Source organism: Thalassovita sp. (assembly GCF_034670005.1).
GTDB lineage: Bacteria > Pseudomonadota > Alphaproteobacteria > Rhodobacterales > Rhodobacteraceae > Thalassobius.
In genome coordinates, this window is record NZ_JAXMOH010000004.1 from 146541 (window position 1) to 159768 (window position 13228).

11 protein-coding genes and 1 tRNA gene are annotated in these 13228 nt (G+C 57.6%); 5 read left to right on the forward strand and 7 right to left on the reverse strand.

Features of this window, described 5'->3' with window-relative positions:
* Positions 1-19 precede the first annotated feature (19 nt).
* Positions 20-1768, reverse strand: a complete 1749-nt coding sequence (locus tag VOI23_RS10215; protein WP_323784667.1) for a type I secretion protein — start codon at positions 1766-1768, stop codon at positions 20-22.
* Positions 1769-2285: 517 nt separating this feature from the next.
* On the opposite strand from VOI23_RS10215, the gene VOI23_RS10220 reads away from it, so the two are divergent.
* The gene (locus tag VOI23_RS10220) at positions 2286-3026 is read left to right on the forward strand and encodes a DUF3445 domain-containing protein (RefSeq protein WP_323784668.1); all 741 of its coding nucleotides are present in this window, start codon (positions 2286-2288) and stop codon (positions 3024-3026) included.
* A 6-nt stretch (positions 3027-3032) separates the two neighbouring features.
* Here the strand turns inward: VOI23_RS10220 and VOI23_RS10225 are convergent, their stop codons facing one another.
* The 4 genes from VOI23_RS10225 to VOI23_RS10240 form a co-directional block, all read right to left on the reverse strand.
* Complete coding sequence (locus VOI23_RS10225) at positions 3033-3839, reverse strand: lytic murein transglycosylase (RefSeq protein WP_323784669.1); 807 nt, start codon at positions 3837-3839, stop codon at positions 3033-3035.
* Between the two features lie 105 nt (positions 3840-3944).
* Entirely contained in the window at positions 3945-4877 is a 933-nt protein-coding gene (locus VOI23_RS10230) for a hypothetical protein (RefSeq protein ID WP_323784670.1), read from the reverse strand.
* 232 nt (positions 4878-5109) lie between these two features.
* Complete coding sequence (glnA, locus tag VOI23_RS10235) at positions 5110-6516, reverse strand: type I glutamate--ammonia ligase (RefSeq protein ID WP_323784671.1); 1407 nt, start codon at positions 6514-6516, stop codon at positions 5110-5112.
* Between the two features lie 29 nt (positions 6517-6545).
* Positions 6546-6884, reverse strand: coding sequence for a P-II family nitrogen regulator (locus VOI23_RS10240; protein ID WP_058261561.1), 339 nt, complete (start codon positions 6882-6884; stop codon positions 6546-6548).
* Between the two features lie 173 nt (positions 6885-7057).
* Here VOI23_RS10240 and VOI23_RS10245 point away from each other — a divergent pair, with 173 nt between their 5' ends.
* Positions 7058-8674 carry an NAD(P)H-hydrate dehydratase gene (locus tag VOI23_RS10245; protein ID WP_323784672.1) on the forward strand — a complete coding sequence of 539 codons (1617 nt, stop codon included), beginning with the start codon at positions 7058-7060 and terminating at the stop codon, positions 8672-8674.
* On the opposite strand, the gene VOI23_RS10250 is transcribed toward VOI23_RS10245, so the two are convergent.
* Entirely contained in the window at positions 8661-9152 is a 492-nt protein-coding gene (locus tag VOI23_RS10250) for a Hint domain-containing protein (protein WP_323784674.1), read from the reverse strand. The two genes, VOI23_RS10245 and VOI23_RS10250, sit on opposite strands and share 14 nt — an antisense overlap.
* Before the next feature lie 195 nt (positions 9153-9347).
* Here VOI23_RS10250 and VOI23_RS10255 point away from each other — a divergent pair.
* A tRNA-Leu gene (locus VOI23_RS10255) sits at positions 9348-9431 on the forward strand.
* 246 nt (positions 9432-9677) lie between these two features.
* Here the strand turns inward: VOI23_RS10255 and VOI23_RS10260 are convergent.
* Positions 9678-10091: an Rrf2 family transcriptional regulator gene (locus VOI23_RS10260; protein ID WP_323784675.1), complete on the reverse strand. Its 414-nt coding sequence runs from the start codon at positions 10089-10091 to the stop codon at positions 9678-9680.
* Positions 10092-10615: 524 nt separating this feature from the next.
* Here VOI23_RS10260 and VOI23_RS10265 point away from each other — a divergent pair.
* Together VOI23_RS10265 and VOI23_RS10270 are read left to right on the forward strand one after the other, a co-directional pair.
* The gene (locus VOI23_RS10265; RefSeq protein WP_323784677.1) at positions 10616-10996 is read left to right on the forward strand and encodes a hypothetical protein; all 381 of its coding nucleotides are present in this window, start codon (positions 10616-10618) and stop codon (positions 10994-10996) included.
* A 2-nt stretch (positions 10997-10998) separates the two neighbouring features.
* The gene (locus tag VOI23_RS10270; RefSeq protein WP_323784678.1) at positions 10999-13221 is read left to right on the forward strand and encodes a 4Fe-4S binding protein; all 2223 of its coding nucleotides are present in this window, start codon (positions 10999-11001) and stop codon (positions 13219-13221) included.
* The last annotated feature ends 7 nt before the right edge of the window (positions 13222-13228 follow it).

Sequence of the window (13228 nt, forward strand, 5' to 3'; positions counted from 1 at the left end):
GGTCCTTTGAGGTTCGGGATCAGAAGCCTCCCAGAAGGGCCAGAAGCGGCAGGATGGCAAATGCCAGCCCCATACCGCCCGCACCGCCGCCATCGCTGTCGCCGGCATGTGCCATTCCGTCGTCTTCGCTGTTATCGGCGGTGTCGTCTGCTTCTTCTTCTGCCGCGGCGGGGACTTCGGGAATGTCGATGGTGTCGACAACGTCGTCGACGACGTCGTCTTCGGCTTTGGGGGCGCCGCTAAGCGCATCCATGAAAGCCGCAGTATAGTCGGGATTGTCAATTTCGACCCGAACGATTTCGTAGCCGTCCATCTGAGTAGTCAGGATGCCGTTATCGAATGCCTGATCGGGGTCAAGGGAGGTCACTTCGGCCAGAGATTCCGGCGAAGTGGGGTTGTATCCATCCTTGACCCCAAGAACATCGATATGCATGTCCCCGGCGCCAGTCATGATCTGTGACAAGTCGATCACGCTTTGCTGGGTGTCTTCGGTATTGGAGGCGATGAACAGGACCATGCGGTCTTCAGCGTAGAAGCCGTGAACGCTGGTGTCTTCCTCAACCACTTCATGTTCCCGGTTGTTGTTCCCTTCAAAGGAAATCGGACGGGTGTCGACCAGCGATTCATTCATCATCCGGAACATTTCACCCGGAACGGTCAGTCGACCGTCATCACCTTCGTTGCCGGCCAGGTTGGTCAGATTGTTCTGCTGAACGGCCCAGATATGGGCGGCTTCGACGTCGTGTTCGACGAACACCTCGGTCATGTTGAGGATTTCATGTGCCTGACGCAGACCGTATTGTTCCTCTGGGTCCCAATTGGTGCGGTTGGCGCGCAGGTTCCATTCGGTGACATAGGTGTCGAGATTTTCGATCTGTTCGCCCCAGGTCGAATCGATCACGTTGAGATCGTATTCGCGGCTGTTGGGCCGTTCATCACCGCGCGAATAGATATGCGCGACGACGCCGTCGACCGCGTCACGTTCTTCTTCGGTGTCAAATTCGCTGAGAATGATTTCATTGGCGACCCGCGCCCAGGAAATATTGCCTGAATTGAAGACGAAGCTTTCATCCAGTTCGACATTATAGTCTTCCATGATCGCTTCGAGTTGTTCTTCGGCAGTGTCGAGGTGATCATAATCGCCGACCAGGCGGGCCGAACCGTAATTCTGACCGTTCTGCACCAGAACGTCGACTTCGGAATAGGCGGTGTCGCCTTCGGAGTGGCTGTCGAGTTCGTCATTCAGGATCTGAGCCATCTGACTGGCAACCCGACCATATTCCAGCGAATCCATTTCGCCGCTGCCCCAGTATTCGTTTCCGATCTCGAAAGCCCGGATAGTGGGGGAGCCGTGTTCGCCGTTCAGCGTGTCCTGAATGAAGCCGCGCAACGCGTTTTCATCGACATCGGCGAAGCGGTGGCCGTTGGCATCGGTTTCTTCGGTCAGGAAATTGCGCGTCGGAAGAACGATGGTCACATCGATATCGTTTTCTTCGGCATAAGTCATGAATTCTGTATAGGGCAGCAATTCGACTTCGCGCCCGGTATCGGGGTCGATCGCGGTGGTGTTGTCGGGGTTGGACAAGTCAAAATAGTCTTCGGTCAACGATCCGCCGGGGTAGCGGATATGCTGAACCCCAAGGGCCTCGGCGGCATTGTCATAAGTGCCGTCTTCGCCAAGTTGGTCACGACTGGCCAGAATATTCGCACCGAATATTTCTTGGGTATACTGCTGACCGCTTACTGTCTGTGCGTTTAGGTAAATCATCTCTGTTCCCTCTTTTCCGTGGAAAAGGTGGTTGCTGGTTACGTGTTGCGTACTGGGTGGCACCGACCGGGGGCTGCCGCGTTGGCAGAGGGATCGGGGGCCTTGTAGAGATGAGGGTGAGTTTGGCGGAAAGCGAAGTCTATGAAATCGCCGGAACGTCGACTTTATCGACCTCCTCCCCCTTCCAAAGGGGGTAGGGGTTGTCCGAAATTTCCAAATATCAGCATATAAAACAGACCGGAAAACCGACACGGATTCCCAGCCAACATCGGCGGTTTCCAGGCGGGCCGGATGTCGCGCGATGTCGCGTACAGATGATTCTATTGCCCTTAAAAATAAGGACTAATCCCTGTCTTTCGGGGTCTACCCCGTATGGCTTAGGCAAGCTCCAGCGAGAACTATACCAAGTGGACGACCCTGGTTTGGGTGTCATATAGGCCATACGTCATAAGCCCGTATCAGTTTAGGAAAGAATTGCGATTGTTTGCGGATTAGGTCAAATGTCTAGGTAATGGCTATGATTGTTCAAAAATCGCTACCTTATGACATCAAATCCCGGCGTCCATTGCCGGGAATTGCGCCTTTGGACCCTGCGGAGTGGCTGTTGTTCGACGAAGCGTATGGTGACCAGATGGCGTTGCGCGACGAATTGCTGGCCACCCGGCGCGGCGATGTCGTGGCGCTGGATCGAGAGGCGCGCCAGGCAGTGTGTGAATTACTGGATCAGGTGCTGGATTTTCTGCGCGGGCAACCAGAGTTTTCGGTGCAGTCCGATCATGTGACCCGACCCGATGGTGCAGAAGTGATGATCGACCGCGACGATCCTCTGGGCACTTTGGGTCGGCTGGTGCAGGAAGACCTCTGTGTGATGCAGAAACGGGGCGACGAACACGTGCTGACGGCTGCGGTACTGTGCTTTCCCTCGAACTGGACTCTGAGGCAGAAATTTCTCAGACCGATGACGGGCATTCATGTCCCGGTTAAGCCTTATGACGACAATATTGCCAAGCGGGTCCAGCGGTTGCTTGACGGGATTCAGGCCGGGCGGCCGCTCTGGCGTTTTAATGAGCTGTGGTACAATGAACCGAAGCTTTTCAATCCGCGTTTGGAAGGCGCGCACGATCCCATCCCAAGCGCCGGGCAGGCCGCCTTTTTACGCAGCGAACGACAGGTCCTGTTGCGCCTGCCCGAAAGCGGCGCAGTTGTATTTTCGATCCATACCTACTTGATTCCGGGCGATGTCGCCCGGTCGTGGTGAAATCGCCTAGCGGTCGATCCGTTCGCCCATGATCGCGATTGCTTTCTGATAGACGCTGGCGGCATTCCATTGTTTGATCACTTTGAAATTGGGCTGTCCCTGCTGGTAGCCCTTGCCGCGTTTCCAGCCCTTTTTGTCCAGATAATGCGCGGTTGAGGCCAGCGCGTCGGTTTCATTGGTCAGATCGACCCGGCCATCGCCATTTCCGTCCACCCCGTAGGCCATGATGTTACCGGGCAAAAATTGAGTGTGGCCCAGTTCGCCGTGTTTGGCACCAATGGAGTTGGTCGAAATCGCGCCGGTGTCGACCAGTTTCAGCGCGGCCAGCGCATGAGGGGTGAAAAAATCCGAACGGCGGCAATCATAAGCCAGCGTGGTGATTGCCGAAATCACATTGCTGTCGCCCATGAAATTGCCAAAGGCGGTTTCCATCCCGTGGATTGCCAGCAGAACGCCCGCGGGCACGCCGTAGCGTTTTTCCAGGCTGGCATAGAAGGCCGGGTTGCGTGCCTTGCGCTTGCGACCGAGCGCGACGATGGTATCGGCGCCGCGGACCTGCATGAATTTTTCCAAAGAATATTTGAATGATTTCTGATTGCGGTCCGCCCAAATCGTTTTGGTGGCGTATTGTGCGCCCTGCAGCGCGGCAAGCCCTTGTTGCCGAACCCCGGCGGCGCGGGCCTCTGCGGCAAAGGCGGTTTTCCAGGCGGTAAAGCCCGCTGCGGTATTGCCACAGGGGGCAGACAGGGCCGGTGCAGCATAAAGGCCGGTCAAGAGAGCGAAAACCAAGGGTTTGAAAACACATGAGCGCATGAGCGTGATCCAATTGATTGTAATGACATCAGCCTATCGCACGGGAAAAACGCCGCCAAATGCTTTCTGGCGGCGTTTTTCGGCAAGTGTGAAAGGTGCGGGGGATCAGAGGCCCAGTAAAGTTATTGTTTCGGCAAAGGCGCCGGTTGCGTTCAGGGTGATCGCGAATCCGGTCAGCGCCAGTGTATGCGCGGCCAATCGGAAATCTTCGCCGCGCAGGATATTGATGACACACAATACGATTGCGAATGGCAGAGAGAACAGTCCCACCGTGGTCACCATAATCCAACTTGCCATGCGCAAAGCCAGAGTGCCTTCTGCATCTGTGCCGTTGTTAAGCGATTTGACTGCGGCTGAGTTGTCTGGGGGCGATGCGGCGGTTTCGGATTGATATTCGGACCCTGCCATCTGGAAACAAAGGTCGGGCGATTGGCGTCGGGGCCGCGTTTCAGCGTGAGGTACACCCGCATAGACCTTTGGAAATTGCCACGCTGCACCATGCTCACTGACAGCGATTGTCGATCGCTCACGCTCCGGCGCTTTGTCCTGTGGTGAAGATTCAGGTTTCGGGCGCATCATCAGCGGCGCGGTTTCGATGAATTCCAAGGTTTCCAGAATTGCAGAGGCGCGCAACCACATCACGAAGCAGGGCCTGCTGGCAAGCGCGAGCTGACAGGTGATTTCTGCTAGATATGGCTTCAGTTGACGCTGGATTGCATCTGTTTCCGCACTGTCTGTCTGTTTCGAAACGGATACGGACAGACCAATGATCATCTTCGCCCGTGCCAATATGCCGTCGGGATTCTCCGTGACCGTTGCAGCATCTCCTTCGTTGGCAATCAGAGGCGCAGACAGGTCCACCGTCAGTGTATCGGTAGAGATGAGCGTATGATCATCTCCAACCGCCCTGACCGACATTATGCGTTGGCCGCGCGTTTCCAGAATTTCCTGAATTTCGTTACATAACTCTACTGTGTCGACTTGTTTCTGTTCGAGAAACACCAAACCCGCCGAATACCGGTACTCGTCCTTTTCCATGACAGATCTCCAGCTAACGTTTCATGAACCTGTGTGACGGATAAAAGAGGACATTCTGTGACGCAAATTCGTGCAAAGGTGGCATTCTTGTGAAACTGCAGAAAACCCTGTGGGTGTCGGATCAATTCGGGTTTCGGGGGCGTGCGCTATTCACCCGCTGGTTCGGTGGCTGTAAAAAACAAAAAGGGCGCCCAAAGGCGCCCTTTCGCAGTCACGATTTCCGAACCGCAGATCAGCAGCTGTAGTACATTGCGAATTCCACCGGGTGCGGCGTGTGTTCGTATTGCTCGATCTCTTCCATCTTCAGCGCGATATAGCCGTCGATCTGATCTTTGGTGAACACGTCACCAGCGGTCAGGAAGTCCATATCTGCCTTCAGCTCTTCGAGAGCTTCGCGCAGCGAACCGCAGACGGTCGGGATGTCGGCCAGTTCTTCGGCCGGCAGATCGTAGAGGTTCTTGTCCATGGCTTCGCCCGGATCGATCTTGTTCTTGATGCCGTCGATGCCGGCCATCAGCAGGGCTGCGAAGCACAGGTAGGGGTTCGCCGAAGGATCGGGGAAACGGGCTTCGACGCGCTTGGCCTTGGGCGATTCTGCCCACGGAATACGCACGCAACCCGACCGGTTACGGGCTGAATAGGCACGCAGAACCGGGGCCTCAAAGCCGGGGATCAGGCGCTTGTAGCTGTTGGTCGACGGGTTGGTAAAGGCGTTCAGCGCTTTGGCGTGGGACAGGATGCCGCCGATGAAATACAGTGCTTCCTGGCTCAGGTCGGCGTATTTGTCGCCAGCAAACAGCGGTTTGCCGTCTTTCCAGATCGACATGTTCACATGCATGCCGGTGCCGTTGTCGCCCGCGATCGGCTTGGGCATGAAGGTTGCCGACTTACCGTAGGCCTGCGCCACGTTGTGAATGATGTACTTGTACTTCTGCAGCTCGTCCGCCTGTTTGGTGACGGTGCCGAAGATCAGGCCCAGTTCGTGCTGGCACGAGGCCACTTCGTGGTGATGCTTGTCGACTTTCATGCCGATGCGCTTCATCGTCGACAGCATTTCGGACCGCAGGTCCTGCGCGTCGTCAACGGGATTGACCGGGAAATAGCCGCCTTTGACGCCCGGACGGTGACCCGAGTTGCCCATTTCGTAATCGGTATCGGTGTTCCACGAGGCGTCGATGGCGTCGACTTCGTAGGACACTTTGTTCATCGCGGTCGAATATTTGACGTTATCGAACAGGAAGAATTCAGCTTCCGGGCCCATAAATGCGGTGTCGCCGATGCCGGTCGACTTCAGATAGGCCTCAGCCTTTTCCGCAGTGCCGCGCGGATCGCGCTCATAGGCTTCGCCGGTATCGGGTTCGACGACCGAGCAATGGATGCAGAGGGTCTTTTCAGCATAAAACGGATCGATATAGGCCGAGTCGGTGTCGGGCATCAGTTTCATGTCGGAGGCTTCGATGGATTTCCAGCCAGCGATGGAAGACCCGTCGAACATGAAGCCTTCTTCGAGGAAGTCTTCGTCGACTTCGTCGGCAATCACGGTGACGTGCTGCAGAGCGCCGCGCGGATCGGTGAAGCGGATATCGACATATTCGACGTCTTCATCCGCAATGGTCTTGAGAACTGCGTCCTTGCTCATTCCCTTAATCCCTTTCGTTTATGGGGGTGTTACAGCGCGTCCGAACCGGTTTCACCGGTACGGATGCGAATGGCTTGTTCGACGGGGCTGACGAAAATCTTGCCATCGCCGATCTTGTCGGTCTTGGCGGCGTCGATGATCGCCTCGATGGCGCCATCGACGAGATCGTCGTCCAGCACGACCTCGATTTTCACTTTCGGCAGGAAGTCGACGACATATTCGGCGCCACGATAAAGCTCGGTATGGCCTTTCTGGCGGCCGAAACCTTTAACCTCGATTACGCTGAGGCCTTGAATTCCGGCTTCCTGCAAGGCTTCCTTCACTTCATCAAGCTTGAAAGGCTTGATGATGGCTTCGATCTTTTTCATCGCTGGGTCTCCTCGCCAGATGCTTCGTTCATGGCACAGATCACTTTCATCCGGGGGGCTCAATTGGCTAAGGTCAATCGCGGGGATCGGTCAGGGCGGATTCTTGGGGCGAGATTAAAATAACAGCAAGAAGATTAAAAGATGTGCAATTTGAAAACTTCCGGGCTGATACCATGACCGAATTGCTGAGTGCTGCACAAATGCGCGCCATCGAACGGGCAGCCATCGAGTCGGGCGCGGTAACCGGGCTGGACCTGATGGAACGCGCCGGGCAGGGTGTTATCGAGGCGATTTTCGAGGAGTGGCCGGAGCTTGCCGTTTCACCTGCGGCGGGCGGGGAGGGGGGCGTTGCCCCCCGTCCGGCGGGGCCGGACTCCCCCCAGGATATTTGTGAACAGAAGAAGTTCAGGGCGGTGGTGCTGTGCGGGCCGGGCAACAATGGCGGCGACGGGTTCGTGGTGGCGCGGCTGTTGAAGGCGCGCGGCTGGGAGGTGGAGGTTTTCCTTTACGGTGATCCCGACAAGCTGCCGCCGGATGCGCGGGTGAATTATCAGCGGTGGTGCGAGATGGGGGAGGTTGGGCCGATGACCCTCGACGCAATAATGGGCGCCCGTCCCTTCGATCTTTGGATAGATGCCGTTTTCGGAACAGGCTTAACTAGGGGTTTCAAGGGAGAGTTGCTCACGATATTCGATTATATTGAGGAAGACTTGGCCACCTTTGCCAACAGAAGCGTCGCAGTTGATATCGCAAGCGGACTTTGCGCGGATAGCGGGCGTTTTCTAGGGCCAATTTGGGAACCGGCACTTACAGTTACTTTCCACCGTGCCAAGCTGGGCCATTATTTGAATGATGGCGCTGAGACCTGTGAACAGAACAGTTTGCGGGTAAAGGGCATCGGTCTGGCGACGCAGTCCGTTGGCGCGGTAAGAAAGCTCGAAGGTCTGAACCTGTTTACGGGAAAAAGATCATACCACCACAAATATTCCCACGGCCACGCCCTGATCCTCTCGGGTGGTCCCGGCCGGACCGGCGCGGCGCGGCTGGCGGCGCGGGGGGCTCTCAGGATCGGGGCGGGGCTGGTGACGCTGGCGGTGCCACCGGCGGCGCAGCAGGAGGTGGCGGCGCAGGTCACCGCCATCATGCTGCGGCGGGTGGGCGATGCTACCGCCCTGGCCAAGGTGCTGGAGGATGCGCGGTTCAACGCGATCGGGCTGGGGCCGGCGCTTGGGCTGGACGAAGATGCGGCGGCGTTGGTGGCGGCGGCGCTGGAGGCGGGGCGGGCGACCGTGCTGGATGCCGATGCGCTGACCCTGCTGGCGCAGGACGCGGCGCTGTTTGCCAAGCTGCACGGCAAATGCGTGCTGACGCCGCATGCGGGCGAGTTCAAGCGGCTGTTTCCGGATCTTGCCGAGAAGCTCGAGGCGGTTCCGGTGAAGGGGCCTGCCTATTCCAAAGTGGATGCAACGCGAGAAGCAGCGAAACGGGCGGGTTGTGTGGTTTTATTCAAGGGACCCGACACGGTGATCGCGGCGCCGGGCGGACAATGCAGCATCAATTCGGCGGAGTATGAAAGGTCGGCGCCCTGGCTGGCCACGGCGGGATCGGGGGATGTGTTGACCGGCTTCATCGCCGGGCTGCTGGCGCGGGGATTTGCACCGCATCAGGCGGCGGAAACCGCCGCGTGGCTGCATGTCGAATGCGCATTGGAATTCGGTCCGGGGCTGATCGCGGAGGACCTGCCCGAACAGCTGCCCAAGGTGTTTAGGCGTCTGCTCAGTCCGCCATAACCGGGGCGGTGGCGCAGGCCAGCTCCAACCCGTCGGCATAGATCACCTGCGGGCTTTCGAAGCCCAGGCGGAACACCATGTGTTGGGCGCGCGGTTGCAACCGGACATATTCACCGTCCACCAGGCGGCGGGCGTCGACCATGGCCTGATCGGCATAATAAAGCGCCTTGGCCCGCCAGTCGCGGATCAGGACTTTTTGCCGCGAGGGCAGGATGGTATCGCTGTCGGGGCGGTCATGGCCCAGCGATCCGGCGCGGATGCGCACGGTTTCGCAAATCTCGAGCTCGTGACTGATCGCTTTCAGCTCGACCAGTCCGGTGTTGCGAGTGATGATCTTGTCGCCTGGGACCAGCGTTTCCACCGGTAATGCGCCGTCCAATGTCAGGATGAGTGTCCCGGGCATTATTCCATTGCTGGACTCAACATGACGCCTTGCGGTCATCCGACCGTCATTGCGCCCGACCGTTTTCGGTTTCATGGGCGATATCCTACTGCTCTGCCTGCTTTTTTGCTGGCAGATTACTAAGGGGAACGTCGTTTGTCTTGCATTTTTTAGTGAATATTCTCTTTTTAAGAGTGGAAAATTTTCTCTCGCATCCGGTTTCACGGTTTGCTAGGTAACGCCGGAACCGCGGGCCGTTTCGTTTACAGACGGGCTGCCTTGGCGGGTCTTGCGGGTGTGGCGGAATTGGTAGACGCACCAGATTTAGGTTCTGGCGCCTTTGGCGTGGGGGTTCGAGTCCCTTCACCCGCACCAATAATTCTGAGAAATTGTATACATTTCAATCGTATATATTTTTTTTGGCTTTGTTTGGGCCACCTCTTGTTCCATCTATTGAATATCGTCTGATGTTCCGGGCAATACCGGGCAGATTCGTTCAATGGTTTCAACGGCACACTACAGTTTACGATGATGTGACCGTCGTGCGTTGTGGATCATTGCAGACCTGCCTTGGCACATCGATGCCGTTGGAGGGGGCGATCACATCAAAAAAGCCACGTATCAGGACTCGGCTGGTCGATAGATGCAATCGGCCAAAGTGCTTTGATTGAGATCGGCGACAAAGGCGGCCTCGGCATGCGCGAGCCGCGCTTTCAGTCGACAGCGCGGTGTCAGGGTGCAGGCATTGCCGTCCGGCAGGAAACACTCCACCAGCGCCTGATCTTCCTTGAGCAGGGCCACCACATCGCCCAGCCGGATCTGCGCGGGCGGGCGGGCCAGTTGAGCACCACCACCGCCGCCACGGCGGGTTTCGAGATATCCGCCTGCCGCAAGGGCCGAGATGACCTTGGCCAAGTGATTGCGTGAGATTCGGAATTCAGAGGCCAGTTCGGCTGTGGTGAAGGGCCTGTCAGGCTCGCCTGCCATACGCATGAGAACGCGCAGGCCGTAGTCGGTAAAGGTGGTGAGACGCAAGGTTGCGGTCCTGATTTGGTATTTGATCCGCTTATTATTGCAGTGGCATCTACAAAGCAAAGCAAATATCCACGGTCGATATCACGCGATGGGTGGCCAGGCAGCGAAAGGGCATAAGTAGAAAGCGCTCGACGGGAACCCTGCTCCACACGAAATAAATCCGCTGATCGTTCTTACCGTCGTCCGCGATGCCGACCGTGTTGAGCCGGCCGCGTTGCAGCCGTTTGCGCTGATTCTGGAATCGGTCCGCGCGGCCGGTCTGGAAATGTGAAGACGCGAGCGCGGAGGGGCGTCTTCCAGACTGATGAGAGTGAAGTTCATATGGCGAGGGAGGGAGAACATCCTGGTTGCAGCCATGTGCGCAGGCGGCGCCCCGGGCATCGATCGTCCCAAAACGATCAGTAGAGCAAAAGAGGTATTCATAAATTAGTATACGTATTCCAGTCACTTAATCCGCCTCGGAACGACTCTCGCTTGATCCATGTCAAAGACGCGAAAAGCGGACTGGCATCATTAATGCGCTTATGAAATGCGTATTCAATCTTGTTCTGATGGTCCTGCTGACGACGACACTCGTGATCGCCGCATCCTACGGGGGGTATGCGCGCACCGCTCATGTGCTTTCAAACGCAGAAAATCAGACCATCGTGATCTGTGGCGCGGGCGGGCAGGCTGAAACGATCACTCTGGATCGAAACGGCAACCCGGTCGAAAGCCCGATCAAGGATTGTGCACATTGTAATGATTGCGGACTGGTTCCCATCGTGGACCTGACAGGCCCTGTTATCAGCGCACGGCCCGAAGGCTTCGTCAGTATGGCCTGGATTCTGCCGACAGCTGCGCCACGCGCGCTGCGCGAGATCGAGTCCCCGTCCCGCGGTCCCCCAAACCAGAAAGTTATGTGATCATGCAGGTTTTCAGCCTTGCCGCCTTGTGGCGGTTTCTACCAAGCCGAAACTGGATATGGGCCTTTCTGGCCCTTGTCATTGGTTTCGCCAGCCCGGCGTCGGCCCAGACCGGCCAGAGCGTACTGGCACAGTATCTTCCTGAAATCGAACCCGGCGCGCTGGTCGAAGGCGCTGATGCGTTCGGTCCGATCCGCAAGGACGTACCGGTCTCACCGCTTCTGTCCGGCGGAGAGAAGATCGGTTACGTTTTCATTACCTCGGATTTTGTCGGCACGACCGGTTATTCCGGCAAACCGATCCACACGATGGTCGCGGTGGACGATGATGCGGTTATCCTTGGGGTCGATCTGGTTAAGCATTCCGAACCCATCGTCCTGATCGGGATTCCAGACAGCAAGATCAAGAAAATGGCGACCGATTTCCGTGGACTGTCACTGGTGGAAGAGGCCGCAGCGGGCGGGTCGGGCCATGAGCTGGAAATCATTTCCGGCGCGACCGTGACGATCATGGTGATCGACGATTCGATCATCCGCTCGGGGCTGAAGGTCGCCCGTGCCTTGGGTCTTGGCGGGCTCCAGGCCAAGGTGGAGACCGGGCCGAAATACCAGATTAACGAGAAAGCCGAGACGCCGGATAGCTGGATGGCGATGGAAGGCGACGGCACGGTGCGCAGCCTGTCGCTGGATGTTGGTCAAATCAACGCCGCGTTCGAAGCGATGGACGATCCGCGCGCTGCTGCGCGTGCACTGACCGACCCGCCCGAGACGAATTTCATCGACATGCAGATGGCGCTCGTATCGGTGCCGTCTATTGGCCGCGCCGTTCTGGGCGAGGCGGATTACGGCAATCTTGAGGACTGGCTGGAACCAGGCGAACACGCGATAGCGGTCGCGGGTCGCGGGCTTTATTCCTTCAAGGGGTCCGGGTATGTGCGTGGCGGGATTTTTGACCGGATCGTGTTAATTCAGGGGGACGTGTCGGTACGTTTTCGGGACCGGGGCCACCGCCGCATGGGGGTGATACCCCTGGGCGACGCACCGGAGTTCACCGAACGCGATCTGTTCAAGATCCCTGCGGATAGCGGCTTCGATCCGACCAAACCGTTCCGGCTTCAGCTTCTGGTGCAGCGCGAAGTCGCCGCGATCGAAAAGGTCTTCACGACGTTCGATCTGGGCTATCAGCTGCCGCAAAGCTTCCTGCGTCCGGTGGTAGCACCGGTCGAAACGGCGCTGGCAACCGATGCAGATCAGAGCGAACAGGCCGCGCAGCAGGCGCTATGGAAAAAGATCTGGCAAGACAAGACGCTGGAGATCGTCGTGTTGTCGACAATGCTGGCGGTGCTGACGCTCGCCTTCTTCTTCCAGATGCAGCTGACCCGCTCGGATCGCGCGGTGAAACTGTTCCGCTACAGCTTCCTGACGGTCACTCTGGTCTTCCTCGGCTGGTATGCCAATGCGCAGCTTTCGGTGGTGAACCTGATGGCGCTGTTCGGCGCGTTGACCACCGATTTCAGCTGGCAGGCATTCCTGCTCGACCCGTTGACCTTCATCCTGTGGTTCTCGGTGGCGACGGCGCTGCTGTTCTGGGGCAGGGGGGCCTATTGCGGTTGGCTGTGCCCATTCGGCGCGTTGCAGGAACTGACCAATCACATCGCCCGTGCATTGCGCGTGCCGCAGATCACCCTGCCCTGGGGGCTGCATGAACGCCTGTGGCCAATCAAGTACATGATCTTCCTCGGCCTTTTCGGCGTTTCGCTCGCCTCGATCGAACAGGCCGAACATCTTGCCGAAGTCGAGCCGTTCAAGACCGCCATCGTGCTCAATTTCGTGCGGGCGTGGCCGTTCGTGGCCTATGTCGCAGCGCTTCTGATCGCCGGGCTGTTCGTAGAGCGGTTCTATTGCCGTTACCTCTGCCCGCTGGGCGCGGCGCTTGCCATTCCGGCCCGTCTGCGCATGTTCGATTGGCTCAAGCGGTACCGCGAATGCGGTTCGCCCTGCCAGGTATGTGCCAACGAATGCATGGTGCAGGCGATCCATCCGACCGGTGAAATCAACCCCAATGAATGCCTCAACTGCATGCATTGTCAGGTGCTCTACCAGTCCAAAACCAAATGCCCTGTCGTCATCAAGAAAATGAAACGCAAGGGCGCGAGTTCCGACCCGACCGCTTTCCTCAAGCCGAGGGAAGGGATCGAAAATCATCCCAATATTCAGAAAAACTAAGAGGAGA